Origin of the sequence: Domibacillus antri (assembly GCF_001936625.1) — a bacterium.
GTDB lineage: Bacteria > Bacillota > Bacilli > Bacillales > Domibacillaceae > Domibacillus > Domibacillus antri.
Genome location: NZ_MSDU01000006.1, coordinates 49,268 through 65,743 on the forward strand (window position 1 = coordinate 49,268; position 16,476 = coordinate 65,743).

The 16,476-nt window shown below is 43.0% G+C and carries 16 protein-coding genes and 2 pseudogenes; 6 read left to right on the plus strand and 12 right to left on the minus strand.

The annotated features are described in order from the left end of the window. Positions 1-55: 55 nt before the first annotated feature. Entirely contained in the window at positions 56-2,092 is a 2,037-nt protein-coding gene (locus tag BTO30_RS03430) for a catalase (RefSeq protein WP_075397369.1), read from the minus strand. A 337-nt stretch (positions 2,093-2,429) separates the two neighbouring features. Here BTO30_RS03430 and BTO30_RS03435 point away from each other — a divergent pair, with 337 nt between their 5' ends. Both BTO30_RS03435 and BTO30_RS03440 read left to right on the plus strand, forming a co-directional pair. Continuing rightward, positions 2,430-2,675, plus strand: coding sequence for an SH3 domain-containing protein (locus BTO30_RS03435; RefSeq protein ID WP_075397319.1), 246 nt, complete (start codon positions 2,430-2,432; stop codon positions 2,673-2,675). Continuing rightward, a complete protein-coding gene (locus BTO30_RS03440) occupies positions 2,633-3,700 on the plus strand; it encodes an N-acetylmuramoyl-L-alanine amidase family protein (protein WP_083632273.1) in 1,068 nt (355 codons plus the stop codon). Before BTO30_RS03435 ends, BTO30_RS03440 begins: the two co-directional genes overlap by 43 nt. 115 nt (positions 3,701-3,815) lie before the next feature. Here BTO30_RS03440 and BTO30_RS03445 read toward each other — a convergent pair whose 3' ends face one another. The 9 genes and pseudogenes from BTO30_RS03445 to BTO30_RS03490 all read right to left on the minus strand — a co-directional run bounded on the left by BTO30_RS03445 (position 3,816) and on the right by BTO30_RS03490 (position 10,889). Next, positions 3,816-4,631 (minus strand): DUF1206 domain-containing protein, encoded by an 816-nt coding sequence (locus BTO30_RS03445; protein ID WP_075397321.1) that lies wholly within the window; start codon positions 4,629-4,631, stop codon positions 3,816-3,818. Positions 4,632-4,786: 155 nt separating this feature from the next. Continuing rightward, a complete protein-coding gene (locus BTO30_RS03450) occupies positions 4,787-5,710 on the minus strand; it encodes a sensor domain-containing diguanylate cyclase (RefSeq protein WP_075397322.1) in 924 nt (307 codons plus the stop codon). A 347-nt stretch (positions 5,711-6,057) separates the two neighbouring features. Next, positions 6,058-6,499: pseudogene (locus BTO30_RS03455) on the minus strand (divalent metal cation transporter); the annotation flags it as partial. 16 nt (positions 6,500-6,515) lie between these two features. Further along, positions 6,516-7,286 (minus strand): LamB/YcsF family protein, encoded by a 771-nt coding sequence (locus BTO30_RS03460; RefSeq protein ID WP_075397324.1) that lies wholly within the window; start codon positions 7,284-7,286, stop codon positions 6,516-6,518. Between the two features lie 27 nt (positions 7,287-7,313). Beyond that, positions 7,314-8,066: an IclR family transcriptional regulator gene (locus BTO30_RS03465; protein WP_075397325.1), complete on the minus strand. Its 753-nt coding sequence runs from the start codon at positions 8,064-8,066 to the stop codon at positions 7,314-7,316. A gap of 104 nt (positions 8,067-8,170) precedes the next feature. Then, positions 8,171-9,178, minus strand: a complete 1,008-nt coding sequence (locus tag BTO30_RS03470) for a 5-oxoprolinase subunit C family protein (RefSeq protein ID WP_075397326.1) — start codon at positions 9,176-9,178, stop codon at positions 8,171-8,173. Continuing rightward, on the minus strand, positions 9,175-9,921 hold the full coding sequence (gene pxpB / locus BTO30_RS03475) for a 5-oxoprolinase subunit PxpB (protein ID WP_075397327.1): 747 nt from the start codon (positions 9,919-9,921) through the stop codon (positions 9,175-9,177). The genes BTO30_RS03470 and pxpB overlap by 4 nt, the downstream gene beginning before the upstream one ends. 371 nt (positions 9,922-10,292) lie before the next feature. Next, positions 10,293-10,454 (minus strand): annotated as a pseudogene (locus BTO30_RS17580) (MFS transporter); the annotation flags it as partial. Between the two features lie 177 nt (positions 10,455-10,631). Continuing rightward, complete coding sequence (locus tag BTO30_RS03490; protein ID WP_075397330.1) at positions 10,632-10,889, minus strand: YciI family protein; 258 nt, start codon at positions 10,887-10,889, stop codon at positions 10,632-10,634. Between the two features lie 420 nt (positions 10,890-11,309). Between BTO30_RS03490 and cidR the strand changes: the two genes are divergently transcribed. The 4 genes from cidR to BTO30_RS03510 all read left to right on the plus strand — a co-directional run bounded on the left by cidR (position 11,310) and on the right by BTO30_RS03510 (position 14,922). Next, positions 11,310-12,206, plus strand: a complete 897-nt coding sequence (gene cidR / locus BTO30_RS03495) for a cidABC operon transcriptional activator CidR (RefSeq protein WP_075397331.1) — start codon at positions 11,310-11,312, stop codon at positions 12,204-12,206. Positions 12,207-12,357: 151 nt separating this feature from the next. Further along, the gene (locus tag BTO30_RS03500) at positions 12,358-12,888 is read left to right on the plus strand and encodes an acyl-CoA thioesterase (RefSeq protein ID WP_075397332.1); all 531 of its coding nucleotides are present in this window, start codon (positions 12,358-12,360) and stop codon (positions 12,886-12,888) included. Positions 12,889-12,903: 15 nt separating this feature from the next. Further along, positions 12,904-13,278: a hypothetical protein gene (locus tag BTO30_RS03505; RefSeq protein WP_075397333.1), complete on the plus strand. Its 375-nt coding sequence runs from the start codon at positions 12,904-12,906 to the stop codon at positions 13,276-13,278. A gap of 231 nt (positions 13,279-13,509) precedes the next feature. Next, positions 13,510-14,922: an S-layer homology domain-containing protein gene (locus BTO30_RS03510; protein WP_075397334.1), complete on the plus strand. Its 1,413-nt coding sequence runs from the start codon at positions 13,510-13,512 to the stop codon at positions 14,920-14,922. 95 nt (positions 14,923-15,017) lie between these two features. Here BTO30_RS03510 and BTO30_RS03515 read toward each other — a convergent pair whose 3' ends face one another. Further along, positions 15,018-15,557: a DUF1836 domain-containing protein gene (locus tag BTO30_RS03515; protein WP_075397335.1), complete on the minus strand. Its 540-nt coding sequence runs from the start codon at positions 15,555-15,557 to the stop codon at positions 15,018-15,020. A 387-nt stretch (positions 15,558-15,944) separates the two neighbouring features. Continuing rightward, positions 15,945-16,391 carry a DUF6376 family protein gene (locus BTO30_RS03520; protein ID WP_075397336.1) on the minus strand — a complete coding sequence of 149 codons (447 nt, stop codon included), beginning with the start codon at positions 16,389-16,391 and terminating at the stop codon, positions 15,945-15,947. Positions 16,392-16,476: the final 85 nt, after the last annotated feature.

Consider the following 16,476-nt stretch of genomic DNA (forward strand, 5'->3'; position numbering starts at 1 on the left):
AGACAAGCGTCAAATTCAAAAAGAGAGCCACGTCTCATCGCGGCTCTTCTCATTATCAAAATTGTCTATTCCAATGACGATGTTCCGCGAGTGCATTCAGGAATGTGTCAGCAAAGTCTTTTGACGGACTCGTTTCAGAAATCAGACCGGAATCAGCAGGTAAGTCAGCAATGAAGTCCACACCATCATGCGTCGCACCAATGGTTTTATAATGGCTGAATGCTTCATGCATGAAAGAAACAGCCTGTTTTTTTGCTTTTGGGTCTTCATTTAATCCGCCCGCGGCATACACTGCGTCAAACAGCACAGAATCAGCCGTCAGGAATGTGTGGTCCACTTCGATTTCTGTTCCGTCATCACCCTTTAAAACGCCTTGCTTATTGCTGATGATTTCCGGACGCGTACCCGCTTTTTCAAATTCTTTCGTGATCTTGCTGACATCTTTACCATGAAAGCCATTTCCTGCAAGAATGGCAATTTTCCGCGTGGCAACACCCTTTATTTTATTTTTTTCCATACTTACAGCCGGCGATTCTTTTGTCACATTCGATTCTTCCACATCTTTTGGCGGATTCACGCCGACGGCATCCGCTACTTTTGCCGCGAGTGCTGCATCAATGCTGCCAATCACATTAACAGACTGCTGGCGGATGTCTTTGCTTTTTACTTTCCCGATTTCAAAGCTGAACGCTTCTGTAATATGTTCTTTTTCGACATCGGTCATGCTGTTCCAGAACATTTTCGCCTGCGAGTAGTGATCCTTAAAACTGTCGCTCCGGCGCTGTACTTTTCGTCCCTCTACTTTTTCCTGATAATGGGCGTGGCCGCCTTCTTCTTCCGATGCCGGTGCAGGCGTATTATTGTCGATCGAGTTTTTATGGTAACTGACCGGCCCTGTATTAATGGTCATCCGTCCGTATCCGTCACGCTGATTGTTGTGATATGGACAAACCGGCCGATTGATTGGAAGCTCATGAAAGTTTGGGCCGCCAAGGCGAATTAGCTGCGTATCTGTGTATGAGAACAAACGGCCCTGCAAAAGCGGATCATTTGAGAAATCGATCCCCGGCACGACATGCCCCGGATGAAATGCGACTTGCTCTGTTTCTGCAAACACGTTATCCACGTTTCGGTTCAGCGTCATTTTCCCGATTATTTTTACCGGCACATCTTCTTCCGGCCACAGTTTTGTCGGATCTAGAATATCAAAGTCAAATGAAAATTCATCCTCTTCATCAATCATTTGAACGCCCAGCTCGTATTCAGGGTAGTCACCCATTTCGATCGCTTCCCAAAGGTCACGCCGGTGGAAATCGGGATCTTTCCCGGCTATTTTTTGTGCTTCATCCCAGACAAGCGATTTCACGCCGAGAACCGGTTTCCAGTGGAATTTGACAAAGCGCGCTTTCCCCTGTTCGTTAATAAAACGGAATGTATGGACACCGAAGCCCTCCATCATCCGATAGCTGCGCGGAATGGCCCTGTCAGACATGTTCCACATGACCATATGAGCTGCTTCTGTATTATTTGAAAAGAAATCCCAGAACGTATCATGTGCCGTTGCCGCCTGAGGCATTTCATTATGCGGTTCCGGTTTAAAGGAGTGAACGAGATCGGGAAACTTAATCGCATCCTGAATGAAAAAGACCGGAATGTTATTTCCGACTAAATCATAGTTGCCTTCTTCCGTATAAAATTTCGTCGCAAAGCCACGGGCATCACGCACTGAATCCCCTGAACCGCGGGAACCTGCCACTGTTGAAAAACGGACAAATACAGGCGTTTTAACAGAAGGGTCCTGCAAAAAGCCGGCTTTTGTATATTCTTTCATCGATTGATACAATTCAAAATAACCATAAGCCGCAAATCCCCGTGCGTGCACAATACGCTCCGGAATACGTTCATGATCAAAATGGGTCATTTTTTCACGAAAATGAAAATCTTCCATTAACGTTGGACCGCGCTCGCCAGCTTTAAGAGAATGTTCACCTTCAGACACTCGAACACCTTGGTTTGTCGTCAGCTTCTCTCCTTTATTGTTTACACGAAACTGCTCTAACTGCTTATCCTTGCTGTTTTCATTGTTTGCCATTTTTTTACCCCTCTCTTCGTTAAGGATGAAAATGCGGCGTGCTTCCGCCGCGCCTCCATGAACTGCATCCTGCAGAAATAACGGATATGAATTACACTTTATGATACGTACCACTCTTCTAAAGGAATGAAACACCTTCTTTGGTACTAATTCACATTCATCTATTTTCATAAATCTCGTTTTTTTCTATAAAAATCCCTACTATTCTTTTAAAAAGAACTGGAATTGTTCAATCATTCAGACCATTTCCTCAATTTGGTGAATCCTCAAATTTAAGGATGTTTATTCCAAACTATCATGCTAAAATAAAGCTGAATTTTCTAATAGGTGGTGGATTATGGTCAAGAAAAGATTGTTCCCTTTTTTCGCCGGTTTACTTGTTTTTTACTTACTGAGAGAATCATATTCTTTCGCATCAGCAAACACCGTTCAAATCGGAGTGGACAATGCGAACATACGCAGTGAGCCATCGATGAATGCCAGTGTCATCGGCAGCGCGAAACGAAACAAACAATTTCGTGTGTTGAATGAAAAGTACGATTGGTATCAAATTCAGCTCTCTGGTGGAAAAAAGGATGGGTAGCCGGGTATATTGTTACCAAAAATTCAAGCACACTGCCGGCCAGAGACTTAACTCTTCAAACAGGGATCATTACAGGTGAACGGGTAAATGTGAGAGAGAAGCCTTCTTTAACGGCATCGATTATCGGACAAGTAAATAATGGGGATCAAGTCAGCATCTCATCTGAAAAAAATGACTGGGTTAACATTCGATATCAAAATGAAACAGCGTGGATAAGCAGTCAATTTGTCGAAACACAGTCTGCTCAAAGAACGCCGTCCGCCGGCGGTTTTGCTTTTATAACGAATGATGGAACGAATATACGGACAAGCCCATCCACCATTTCAGCTATTATTGTTCAAGGGACTCAAGGAGAACGTTATCCAATTATCGGACAAGAAGGGGATTGGTACAAAATCAGCTTGGCAAGCGGGAACAAGGCCTATGTAGCCAGTTGGCTTGTCTCCACTTCGAATAAAACGAGTTTGACGGCAGCAGATTCGAACAGCCTGAAAGGAAAAGTGATTGTACTTGACCCGGGCCATGGCGGAAAAGACGGCGGCACAACCGGCACATTCGGTACACTGGAAAAGCATGTAACACTGCAGACTGCCAAACGATTGGCCGGCAAACTTCAGGAGGAAGGGGCCTCTGTCGTTTTGACAAGATCCAGCGATCAATACATATCACTTCCGTACCGGACCGATCGCGCTTATAATCATCATGCAGATGCTTTTATCAGCCTTCATTACGATGGGTCACTCGACACAAGTGCTGCGGGCTTTACTGCCTATTACTATCATCCAGGTCATAAACTGCTCGCAGAAAGCATTAATCTTGGCCTTACCCATACATTGCCCGCTAAAAACCGCGGCACGCGAAATGGAGACTATTTTGTTTTACGTGAAAATAACCGGCCGGCTGTTTTGCTTGAACTTGGTTATTTAACAAATCTAAATGAAGAATCATCAATTGTCACTTCGTCTTATCAAAACCTTGTGACAACCGGCGTTTATCGTGGACTTGTGTCCTACTTTTCTAAATAAAAAAGAGTTCCGGAAGCATTGCTTCCGGAGCTCTTTTTATTGTTAATAAATTCATTCAAACACTTCAGCCAATGTGATTTAAAATTCTCTTGAATGACCCGGCAGTCTTTGAACTTTACTGTTTTCCGAAATCCATTTTTTGATAGCGTCCACGGATGACCTCATATACACCGTATAATATTAAACCAGCCGCAGCTACACCCAGCATAAGCTTTCCATATGGCTGGGAGGCCAGTTCTGCCAGCGCGCCGCCTAGTCCTTTCGCTTCATCTGGATTGGCTGTAACCGCCGTTCTGATAAAGAAATAACCCGTCATGGCGAGCACAACACCACGCGCCGCCAGCCCTGCTTTTCCAGAATTGCGGGCAAGGCGCACTTCCTTGCCGTTCATTTCATGTATTTTGAAATATTTCATAAACCTTTCTTTCAATCCACGATACAATTCAATGATTCCATATGCGAGAATGATGAGTCCGACAATACCGATGAGCCACTGCCCAAATGGCTGCGCTAATAGCTTGGCCGAAAGCGTTTTTTCTGTACCACCGCTGCTTCCGCCCGCAATCATCGCAAGCTTCAATGCGGTTAACGCCAGACTGCCATAAATGACTGCGCTGACAAGATATGCGATCCGCTTGATCATGCCTTTCGCATCAGTTCCGTTATGTTCAACATCTTTTACTGCTTTTATAATCTCCCAAATCATATAGCCGATTAATCCGATGCCGATCATCCATAAAAGCAGCTTGCCGAATGGTTCATCCGCTATAGCAGACAGCGCACCGCTTGTTCCGGTCGTACCGCCGCCTTTTCCCGCTGCGGCCAGCAGGGCAAGAATCCCGACCATCGCATAGACGATCCCTTTTGCCATATGCCCCATCCGTCCAAAGCGGCGGACCCATGGCTTTACTTCTTCCGCTTTCTTGTTCATCTTTGTCACCTCTTTACACTTCACTACTTCTTACTTCCCATTCGGGATGAACAATGAAACACTTTTTTAATTTAAGTGAGGTAAAGAGGATTCATTCTTATTTCATTGGATTGGGCCATCCAGCCGCCATCATCGACCGTCCGGACAATCTCCCCTTATTTTTCAAAGAAAGAGATTTGAGAGCCGCCTTTTCTTTTCGACTTGTATAAAAGCCTGTCTGCTTCCGGCATCATTTTTAAAGCCTGCACACTGGCTGTATCCACTAATCCGGCTGATAAGAGGATACCATTCACCATGTCATTTTGGTATTCAGCACTTTTTTTCACAATCATTTCCGCAAATGGATGTGCTTTTGTAACCGGTATATTTGGGAGTAAAACTCCAAATTCGTCCCCACCGAAGCGAAAGCCATATGAATGCTCCGGGACTATTTCTTTTACAATGGAAGCAATCTGTTGAAGAACACTGTCTCCTGCTTCATGACCAAATTTATCATTAATCTCTTTAAATTTGTCGAGGTCCATCATTAAAAAAGAATGGACCCCTTGCTGAATCCATTTAGATGTCAAAACCCGATTCCAGTAAATCCGGTTGTAGAGACCGGTCAAAGGGTCTGAAATGAGCAGTTTTTCCATATAGATGGAGTATGATAAAAGGGAAGCGAGTCTTTCAAGGGTGTTCACTGTTTGCTGATCATATTCGTCTATACAGCTGTTAAGTGAACAGAGTGTACCGAAGAAAGTTCCGTCTTTTAATACAATGGGAACGCCTGCGTAAGAACCAATATTCATTTCATACGTAGAGTCGAGATGTTTCGTCCGTTCATCTTTTGCCGCATCTTCTATAATGACCGGCAGGCGGTTTTTATACACCTTCTGACAATACGTATCTTTCGTCAACACAATCATGCCATCCTGGATATGAATATCGCTTTTTACAAGCGTTTTCATAAGCTGCAGACGCTCTTCATCCATGAAACTGATGTAAAAAGTCTGCTCACCAATTAGATCATTTGCCAGTTTTAAAATATCGGTAAATACTTTTGAGAAATCCGTTTCTGCAATGAGTTTGTCAATCATGTTCAGCACCTTCCAATCACCAGGGAAGTTTCACCTTTTTTTCTAGTATAAACGAATCCTCCTAAAGTAACAGCCATTTTTATAAGAAAAAAGCGAGCTATGAACAGGCTGACTTTACGTTTCTCTAATAAGAAAATAATTAAAGCAGGGCGCCCGATTGCGGACAAGCGAGAAACAGCATCACAAAAATCAAGGCTGTACTGATCGTGGCTAAATCACTTTTTCCATATTAAACGCAAGTTATGGTTAGTTAAATGGAATAAGCGAAGGCTGCTTCCACCATCTTTTGCAGGTGAAAGAGCAAAAAAAGTCTGCACCCTGATGAAAGGAGCAGACTTTAGTACTGTTTATTCAAATAATGTTGGCAATTGGGTAACCAATGTATAACCGCCCATTGCGGCCATAAGCACTACAACAAGCACGCCGGCGCCCGTCATCCAGATCGGGTGGCGGTAATCACCGACGATTGATTTTTTATGCGCGGCAATCAGCATGACGCCGAGCGCAATCGGCAAAATCAACCCGTTTAACGCACCCGCCAAAATAAGCATTTTCACCGGACGGCCGATACTCGCAAAAATACCCGTTAATAATAAAATAAAGCCGACAATAATATATTTATGATATTTTTCGAGAGACGGATGGAACGTGCGGATAAATGACACAGACGTATAGGCTGCGCCAATGACCGAGGTGATTGCCGCCGACCACATGACGATACCAAAGCCTGCAGCCGATATCTCCCGCAGCGAGCTGGAATACTGAAGCCTGAGGATTATCAGGGTTTAAAGCGAATTTTCTTTTTTCATCCTCTTTTCCCCTTTTCAATCGATTTAATTTGAATCCCTTCTTCCTGCAGCTTTGTCCGGATGAATTGGGCAAATGACAGCGCATGCGCACCGTCACCATGAATACAGACGGTTTCCGCGTTTATTTGTTTATCCGAACCGTCCGTTGTGCGCACTTTCCTCTCTTTGACCATTCGAACAACCTGCGAAGCCGCTTCCTCCGTATTTGTAATTAACGCATTTGGCAGACGGCGTGATGTTAATAGACCGTCCGGCGCATACGTCCTGTCCGCAAACACTTCATTTGCAGTAATCAGTCCCGCTTCTTTGCCTGCTTGAATCAGTTCACTGCCAGCAAGACCGTATAAAATAAGTTCCGGGTCCGCATCCGCGACAGCAGAAGCAATCGCACGTGATAAATCTGCACGTGCTGACGCCATATTATAAAGAGCACCGTGCGGCTTTACATGATGCAGAACCGTTCCTTCTGCTTTTGCAAAAGCGGACAAAGCGCCAATTTGATACAATACCATCGCATATACTTCTTCCGGTGAAAGCGCCATATCACGCCGGCCAAAGCCCGATAAATCCGGAAATCCCGGATGGGCGCCAATGGCGACACCGTGTTTGGCGGCGAGATGAACCGTCCGCTTCATGACATCCGCATCGCCCGCATGAAAGCCGCACGCAATATTGGCCGACGTAATATAAGGCATCATCTCTTCATCACGTCCGATCGTGTAAGCGCCAAAGCTTTCCCCCATATCGCAATTCAAATCAATTTTCATCTATTCAACCTCCTCTTCTTTATGAACTTACCTTTTTTCTGCGCCCAGCTCTGTCGAGATATGCCGGGCTGCGTTCATCAATTTATCAATCATATTGCGCACATGCGCTTCGTCACGAAACCGGACTTCAGGACCGACAAGGCTAATGCCGGCCACCGCATCTCCTTTATGATTAAAAATAGGCGCTGCAATGGCCGAGGAATGATCCTCCAGTTCTGAATGACTAATGGACCAGCCTGCTTCTCTCGTTTCTTTTATTAAGCGGCGCAATTCATCCTTATCTTTCGGCGTTCCTTGTGCGTATGGGACGATCTGGAAAGAATCGATCAGCCGCTCCCGTTCTTCCCGTTCGGTAAATGACAATAAAATGCGTGGACAGGCTCCCCCATAAAGCGGCGCACGGCGGCCAATTTGCGTATAGACCCTCACACGCTCCTGCGTATCTACTTTTTCAATATAGACGGCATCATTCCCATCCCGAATGACCAAATTAACAGCTTCACCTGTCTCTTTTCGAAGCTCTTGCATGTATGGCAGCGCAATGGAGCGAATATCCAGCCGTTCTGCCACAAGATTTCCAAGCGCCAAAAAAATTAAGCCGAGCCTGTATGTCCCGTCCTTATCCTTTTCCAAAAAACCGAGTTCCAGCAGTGATTCCGCCATCCGGTAGGCTGACGTTTTGGGCAGCTCTGTTTTTTTCATAATTTGAAGCAGTGTTAATTTGTCTTCGTCAAAAAAGAGACGGATAATTTCCATTGATTTTAATACGGTTTTATTCATTTATTGCCCACTTCCGATTCCGACTATCATGTTGCTCCATGATATTCACCATTTCATGCAGTTCATTCATTTTCAACATGACTTTTTCTCCCTGTATTTTGTTTTTATAATGACCATTCTTTTAGTGAAAGCCCCGTTTTAACAGCTTCTATATCTTCCTCCCGCTTCAAATAAAGCTGTTCGGCTTCTTCAAGTGAAATTTCGGTAAAGCGAAGTTTTGCACCGGGTTTTAACTGTGCCACAACCGGCAAATCAACCGATGCAATTTGCGCGATTCTTGGATATCCGCCTGTCGTCTGCCGGTCCGCCAGCAGGACAATCGGGTTGCCAGCCTGCGGCACTTGAATTGTCCCTTCCGCTACAGCTTCTGACAGAAGTTCAAACGACTGTTCCAGCTGCAGCTTCGGACCCGACAGCCGGTAGCCCATCCGGTCCGACTGATGTGTAATTTGAAACGATTGATCAAAAAAAGAGGCTTTGCTTGAAGAAGAAAATCGCTCGAACTCCGCTCCTTTTATCACACGAACAATCCGCTCGCCCGCATTCAAAAGATGGCCCGCCGGAACGTACCAGTCAACGGATTGAAAGGACCGTTCCCCCAATTCCTTTTTTAAATAATGAAACAAACGGGACGCTTCCCTCGTTTTATGTTGAATTGGCAGCACGTCTCCCGCCTGCAGGGCACGACCATCAAATCCGCCGATACCGCCCCGCAAATACGTGCTTTTGCTGTTCATTACTTCCGGTATCTCAAAACCGCCGGCTGCTGCCACATAAGCGCGGCAGCCTGATTGACAGGCGGTAAACTGTAGAATACTTCCTTTTTTAATAAAGACCGGTCTCCATAAAGGAACAGACGCTCCTTCGATCACCGGACCTAAATTTCCGCCGGTAATCGCAATCAATGAATCTTCCTCAAACTGTAAGGATGTTCCCATCATCGTCACTTCAATCGCGGCTTCTCCTTCTTGATTGCCGACTAATAAGTTAGCCATTCTCAATGAGAAAGAATCCATCGCACCGCTGACAATGACACCATATTTTTGATATCCGTATCTGCCCAAATCTTGAATGCTTGCAAGCAATCCAGGACGAATGACTTTTATACTCATCGCGTCGTCTCCTGATAATGTTCATATTCTTCTACTGTGATCGGTACAAATTTCACCACATCACCGGAAGCAAGAAGACTCGGGGGATTATGTTTTGGATGGAAAAGTGCTGCAGGGGTACGGCCGATCAATTGCCAGCCGCCAGGCGTTGAAATCGGGTACACACCGGTTTGGTTGCCTGCGATACCGACGCTGCCGACCGGTATCGATACACGTGGAGAAGAGCGGCGCGGCGCGGCAATTTTTTCTGAAAGCCCGCCCAAATAAGGAAAGCCCGGCGCAAATCCAATCATGTATACAAGATACTCTCCGCTTGAATGAATCTCGATCACTTCCTCGACTGACAGATTGTTCTCTTCCGCCACAAACGGCAAATCAGGTCCGTATTCCCCGCCGTAGCAAACAGGTATTTCCACGATGCGCGGTTTTTCTTCCTTTTCTTCAACGAGCTGCTTCATGATTTCTTCCATCATAAAACGCACAAGTTGAAAAGGAGATGAATTGTTTTCTGTATCATATGTGCGCTTTACAATGAGCGGATTGTAAAAAACCGTCACACTGGCAAATGCGGGTACACATTCTATAAACCCGGTGAAAGAATGCTTTTCACTCAATATGGTTAATGCTCTCACTTTTTTATGTACAGCCGTATTAATCTCCGTGCCCAATTGAATCACGAGCGCGGAGTCTCCGAGCGGTTTCATTTCAATCTTTTCTTTGTCCAATCCTATCCGTTGATTCATTCTTTCTCACCACCTAAAGTTCCGAATTTCGAAACCGTTATTCTTCATATCGGAATATAGAGTTATTGTAATTATCTGAAAAATAAAATGCAAGAAAAATTTCAATGGAAACAAAAAGAGCTGCCCTAAGTTGTTCACTTAATAGGCAGCCTTTTATACATTATGAATATGGTTAACTTTACAGCGCTTGACGCTTCGTTTATATACCTTTCTTTGTATTTACCACTTTCCCATAACGGTAATAAACAAATATTGCCGATACACACCCGATCACGGCAAGAAAAGCATCAAATATAAAGATAATGGCTATATTTCCACTTTCTTACAACAACCCAGTGACAAGCGGCATCACAATGGACGCAAGACCCGCAGCCGTTGCCGATTGCGGAAATAATATAACTGATCCCCGCTTTATCTGTCTCCCACTGCTCTGAGAGAGCCGCCATATTCGATGACAGCATAATATTCACCATACCGAGTAAAAAATAGTTCACATAAAGACCGGAAGCTGATTTTATGTATGGATTTCGAATAACAATGACCTCCTTTTTTCAAATATTTTTCCATTATAACAAAAAAGTCCTGCCCATTGTAAATGGACAGGTTCGTTTTCTGCAAATAAATTCACACCTGGTGTATGCCGGTTAAGTTCTTCAAGCAAACGCTCTTTTTCTTTTAAATTCCCACACTTAGAGGACAGCTCCACTTTATTAATTCTTTTTCCACTCTTTCAGTTCAAGACGACGCACGCTGTGAGTGACAATTGGATCGTTTTCCGCAAGTTCAAGCGCTTCTTCATAAGAGTCAGCGATATATATGACAAGTCCGCCTGAATCATCGCCAAACGGTCCTCTCGCAAATACTTTCCCCTTCTCTTCAAGCTTCTCCAAATACTCCACGTGCAGTGGACGTACTTCATTGTTTTTCTCAAGATCAATCATATGTAACAGTGCTGCGTAATAAGCCATCCTTCTTCCTCCCTTTCCTATCTGAATACTCTGTCAGTATAACAGAAAAATGGACAATCAAGCTAACAGGTTCGTTATCAATCTCTTGAACGAATGCACCCATTAGTTTAAAAATCGGATATGATATTTATTTTTCATTTAATTGTTATTTTAGACATACTTGCGGCCACATGATTCGTTGAATAACATCATTTTAACTCCCTCTACATTAACACAAAACTCCATTCTCAATTGCTTAAAATGGAAATAAAAATCCGCCTTTGCTTCGAGAACTTTTTTTTAAGGGCATACTCAGGTTGAACAGTATGACGAACCGGATGAAATGGTGAAAATAATGTACTCATTCTGACAGACCCCTTTCTTTTTTCAACCAAAGTCACTTTGCAGATAGTATAATGAACTCAAAAAAGGTGTACATGAATGGACATAAAACATTTGCAGTATTTTATTGAAGTGACGAACTTCAATAGTTTTTCCAGAGCAGCGGACCACTTGTTTATTACCCAGCCGACCATCAGTAAAATGATCAAAAATTTAGAGTCGGAGCTCGGTGTTGAGCTATTTGACCGTTCCCGTAAAAAGCTGGTTTTGACGGACGCCGGACGCATTTTGCTTGAGCAGGCAAAGCTGGTCGATCAGGCGTTTCATAACTTGGAAACAGAACTCGACAATTTGCTTGAATTAAAAACAGGGCACATCCGGATCGGTCTCCCGCCTATTTTTGATGCGCATTTCTTCTTAAAAATTATTGGGTTATTTCATGAAAAATATCCGGGCATCACCTTTCAGCTTGTAGAAGACGGCTCAAAGAAAATTGAAGAAGCAGTGGAGCAGAATGAGCTTGATGTAGGCGTTATTGTGCTCCCGACTCAAAATGAATTGTTCGACCATTTCTCGTTTATGGAAGAAGATTTAATGCTTATTCTTCCAAGATCTCACCCGCTTTCGGATCGAGAGGAAATTCATCTTCAAGAGCTGGCCGCCGAATCGTTTATTTTATTTAATAAAGATTTTGCCTTAAATGACCGGATTATTTCTTCATGCAACAAAGCGGGCTTTCAACCGCATGTCATTTCTGAAAGCTCGCAGTGGTCATTTATTGAGGAAATGGTGGCTTCCAAACTCGGCATCTCGCTCTTACCTGAAAGCATCTGCCGTCACCTGAATGATCACGTCTGTGCCGTTAAAGTCAGCAATCCTTCCGTGAATTGGAATCTGGCGATTATATGGCGCAAAAATCAATACCTTTCTTATGCGGCCAAAGAATGGCTTCATTTTACAAAAAAACAGTTTACAATTCCAGACGATTCGCTTTAAATGGCATCGTCTTTTTATATGCGTATTATTCATATTTGGAAGCATTTACATAGATGAAAGCTATGCATTGAATGAAAAAGAACCATTTTACTTCCTTTTCAATCGGGCGTACACTAACAGCGTGATTCCAATATGGAAGGAAGTAAAAGCAATGAATGCTGCAAGAACGGCCATTAAAACGAGAGAAAGCCGCATTGTGCATACGGATCAAGTATTGTCATGCGATTTAAATAATTATCAAACCTTATTCGGCGGCGTGCTGATGAAAAAAATCGACAGTGTCGCCAGCCTTTCCGCACGTCGTCATGCCCGTGTGAAAGAATGCGTCACCGCTTCAACGGATTCGATCGATTTTCTTGATGCCATCCGGGAAAGTGATTCCCTTTGTCTTGAATCATTTGTGACGTACACAGGCCGCACATCAATGGAAATTTTCTGCAAAGTAATCGCCGAAGATATCATTACCGGCAAACGCCGCATCGCCGCAACGGCATTTTTGACATTTGTCGCACTTGATGAAAACAAAAAGCCCGTTGAAGTGCCTGGTGTCATTCCGGAAACAGAAGAAGAACAGTTTCTATACGACACGGCAAAGGACCGTGCGGAAATGCGGAAATTAAGAAGAGCCAAAAGTAAGGAACTTGCTGAATATCTTACATTGAAAAAACCGTGGGATCGATAAAAGGAGGAAAAGAGTATGATAGCCTCATTATGCAGTCTTGATGAGTTGCAAAAAGCAAAACGGGCACTGGACCAGCTAGAACATTCCTATCCATCCCTTTTTGAAAAAATGGTACATGTGATCAACTTAACCCGTGCTCTGCAAGTAAAATATCAGTATATGGGCTGCTTAATCATGGATGAAGACCCATCTGACTGCCTGCCGAATTTGCCGCATGGTTCAGTCCTTCATTTATATAAGAAAGAAGTACAGACATTGAAAAACGATATGGATGTAATTGCGCTGAAGCAAACATTCGCTTCCTTCAAAGAAGCTGGTTACGCCAAAATCAGCCTGCTGGCAATCGGCAGAACGCCAGAATCATTGATCGGCCCTTCCAGTGTAAAATAATAGAAAAAAGCTAAACCGCGTCCGGTTTAGCTTTTTTTACGGTTAATTTATTCCAGTATATATTGTTTTTTCACTGTCAATACAGCATATATTATTCCGATTCAACAGCACATACAAGGAATAATATGGTAAATAACTGATAATTCTGCAAACAGTACTAATTACTCATATTTTATTTATTTCTTTCATATTACAATAGCAGTAATACGACAAATTTTTTGGAGGTTCTGTATGAAAAAGAAGAGAAAAAAAGTAAGTGCTGCCGCTTTATCATCTTTACTGGCATTCAGCCTGGTAACACCTGTTTTAGCAAATGATCTGGATGATCGAGAGGCCCAAACAGTGACATTTAACGACACTACCTATATGGAATGGGTTGCTGAAAGTATTGGCCGTATGAAAATAAAAGGGGTTTTTCAAGGATATGAGAACGGACAGTTTAAACCGAATGAGCCAGTATCGCGCATGCAGTCCATCATTACGGCAGTCCGCTTATTAGGGCTTGAAGAAGAAGCGAAAAACGCATCGCTCAATGTTAAACTGCCATTTAAAGATGCAGATCAGTTTAACAGCCGGATGAAAGGATATATCATTGTAGCGCTTGATCAAGGGTTAATTGACTCGTCCGCGCAAAATTTGTCGCCTAATAAGCCAGCAGAGCGTGTATGGATTTCCAGCTTACTGGTACGGACGCTCGGTCTGCAAAATGAGGCTGCTCTTGCCAATACGGAAACGCTTGATTTTAAAGATGCGAAACAAATCCCTGCGTCACTCATCGGTGATGTGTATGTGGCCAGTAAATACGATATATTCTCTGGTAACGGAGCCGGTTTATTTTCGCCAAATACACCTATTACACGCGCGCAAATGGCAGCAGTATTAGACCGTACTTACGGCCAGCTTCTTGAAGAAAAAGGAGCAGCTACTGTTAAAGGAATCGTAACGGATGTTTCCACAAGTGACGGAACCATTACGGTGAAAACATTTAACGGCGAATCGGTAACATTCAGCGTCCCTGATAATGTTCTTGTACAATACCACAATCGTTTTATGGCGCCGGATCAAGTGTTAGCTGGTGACAACATAGAGCTTCAGGTTGAAAATAACGTCGTCGTGGAAGCGGCTATTTTTCCAGAATCTGTTCAAACAGAAGCCACTAATGGGATACAAAAAATTGAAATTGAGCTGGAACTGAAAGATGGCTCAGAGATTGAGATCGAATTCGAAAGTAAACGCGGGAATGTAAAAGCTGAAGTGAAAACGGACGGCGAAAAGTATAAAGGCGATGAAGCCATCACTCAAATTGAACAGTATTTAGCAGAATGGAATTTAACACCGGATATGACAGAGGAAGAAATCAAAACGATTATTTTATCTTCATTTGCCGATGCAGAACTGGATGAGATCAACATCGAACTCAAGTTCTCAAACGGAACAAAGCTGGAATGGGAACAAGATGGCGATGATGACGATCATGACGATGAAGGTCGTGACGATGATGATGACGACCGCCACCATGGAGGCCGCGACGATGATGAGAATCGTAATGATCGCACTGATGCTCCTTCCAATGACAACAACAATGGAAACCTTGAGAATCGTCCTGATGCTCCTTCCAATAACAACAGCAATCCTATCCGATAAATAAAGGAAATATAAGTATACACAAATGAGGGCTGTCCCGCAATCCAAAAAACCGGCTTGCGGACACCCTCTATTTTCTTAAAATTGAATATGGTTCATGTTGTTGTAAGCTGATCGACCAGTTTTTCAGCCGTTTTCCGGTACATGTTGCTCATATGAACAAGGGAAAGAATGTGCAAAACTTGTTCCAATTCTTTTGTATCCGCTTTAATTTCAGTTAATCGGCTTGTTACATCCTCTTTGAAATGGGCAACATTACTTTGGGCGATATCGAGGTATTGTCTGTAAAAGGAATCGATATCGATTTCGTTAATATTTTCATTAATCCCGTTGAGTGTCGTCTTAATATCGTTGATCGAAAGCGTCCCTTTCAACTGATAAATGAGGCTGATTAATAATAAATGCTCTTTTGAATATTTTTTTTGCTTAATCGGAAACAGCAGTTTTCCTTTTGCATAATTATTGATCATTGTTTTTGTCAACACTTTTTCCTCTTCGTTTCGAGTCGAACTGTTAAATGTATGTTCAAATAATTGAATGACCTGGTCCATATACAGATCAATATTTGGTATATCATCAGGTGTGAGCTGGTTTTCAAAATGAAGCTTGTTTAGTAGTTCAGTTAGTTTTTCCATATTTACACCTTCATTCTCGTTTACTTAAACTGTCTTTATTATAGATGAATATCAAAATTGTGTAAAACATAACCACATATTGATACCAAGAAGTCATTTTATGTGGTATTTAAAACAACATGTCACAATTTTATGTTTTAAATGAACATGAGCAGCATGGATTTCATGAAATTTTTCACATTTTTATGGTGCTTGTCAGCACAGCCCGCCTGGCACGAAAAAAAACACCGAATTGCCGGTGTCTTTTTACGTTACTTTGTTCATTAAAAGCTTTCCATTTTCACTTCTATTATTACTTGAATACTAAAACGATAAGGAAATCTGTATTCGCGAAAATCTTCGAATTAAACGGATCATTTTATCCTTTTAGCAGCTCTCATCCATTACTTATTGACCCAGCTGTTCAATATTCATACGAAGATCCTGCAGTTCTTGAATCGTTTTGAGTAACTCGGTGTTTTCAAATAATGCAGCGGGGTCAACAGCACCATTTTCCAGTTTCTCCAATATGTCCGTAATCCCCTCTTCAAGCTGACCGCTGTAATCAAGCAGCTGGCCGTGTATGTCTTCTGCTATAGCTGGTACTTCCATCTCCCGAATGTCATTAATCTCCTGCTGCATGTTCTCAAGCTGCGATTGAATATCTCGGGCAATGTCCGGATTGGATGCTGTCTCTTCTAACAGCGCTGGAACATCGCTTGCAAATTGCTGTGTTTCATTTAAAAAATCCGTCATCTCCGTCGCATATGTTAACGTATTATTCGCTTCATCCAGCAAACTGCACCCGCCAAGAATACTAGCTGATAGCCCGATTGCGGCGGCCCATTTCATCATAAATCGTTCCCTCCACTCATTTATATACATGTTATTGTACGTTTAAAGACAGCAAATGGATTCATTTTTTGAAAATCCGTTTGTT

What these genes read in the sequence shown, in the direction of transcription:
- BTO30_RS03430 (WP_075397369.1), bottom strand. Translation starts at nt 2,092, where the DNA reads ATGGCAAACAATGAAAACAGCAAGGATAAGCAGTTAGAGCAGTTTCGT.
- BTO30_RS03435 (WP_075397319.1), top strand. Translation starts at nt 2,430, where the DNA reads ATGGTCAAGAAAAGATTGTTCCCTTTTTTCGCCGGTTTACTTGTTTTT.
- BTO30_RS03445 (WP_075397321.1), bottom strand. Translation starts at nt 4,631, where the DNA reads ATGAACAAGAAAGCGGAAGAAGTAAAGCCATGGGTCCGCCGCTTTGGA.
- BTO30_RS03450 (WP_075397322.1), bottom strand. Translation starts at nt 5,710, where the DNA reads ATGATTGACAAACTCATTGCAGAAACGGATTTCTCAAAAGTATTTACC.
- BTO30_RS03460 (WP_075397324.1), bottom strand. Translation starts at nt 7,286, where the DNA reads ATGAAAATTGATTTGAATTGCGATATGGGGGAAAGCTTTGGCGCTTAC.
- BTO30_RS03465 (WP_075397325.1), bottom strand. Translation starts at nt 8,066, where the DNA reads ATGAATAAAACCGTATTAAAATCAATGGAAATTATCCGTCTCTTTTTT.
- BTO30_RS03470 (WP_075397326.1), bottom strand. Translation starts at nt 9,178, where the DNA reads ATGAGTATAAAAGTCATTCGTCCTGGATTGCTTGCAAGCATTCAAGAT.
- pxpB (WP_075397327.1), bottom strand. Translation starts at nt 9,921, where the DNA reads ATGAATCAACGGATAGGATTGGACAAAGAAAAGATTGAAATGAAACCG.
- BTO30_RS03490 (WP_075397330.1), bottom strand. Translation starts at nt 10,889, where the DNA reads ATGGCTTATTACGCAGCACTGTTACATATGATTGATCTTGAGAAAAAC.
- cidR (WP_075397331.1), top strand. Translation starts at nt 11,310, where the DNA reads ATGGACATAAAACATTTGCAGTATTTTATTGAAGTGACGAACTTCAAT.
- BTO30_RS03500 (WP_075397332.1), top strand. Translation starts at nt 12,358, where the DNA reads ATGAATGCTGCAAGAACGGCCATTAAAACGAGAGAAAGCCGCATTGTG.
- BTO30_RS03505 (WP_075397333.1), top strand. Translation starts at nt 12,904, where the DNA reads ATGATAGCCTCATTATGCAGTCTTGATGAGTTGCAAAAAGCAAAACGG.
- BTO30_RS03510 (WP_075397334.1), top strand. Translation starts at nt 13,510, where the DNA reads ATGAAAAAGAAGAGAAAAAAAGTAAGTGCTGCCGCTTTATCATCTTTA.
- BTO30_RS03515 (WP_075397335.1), bottom strand. Translation starts at nt 15,557, where the DNA reads ATGGAAAAACTAACTGAACTACTAAACAAGCTTCATTTTGAAAACCAG.
- BTO30_RS03520 (WP_075397336.1), bottom strand. Translation starts at nt 16,391, where the DNA reads ATGATGAAATGGGCCGCCGCAATCGGGCTATCAGCTAGTATTCTTGGC.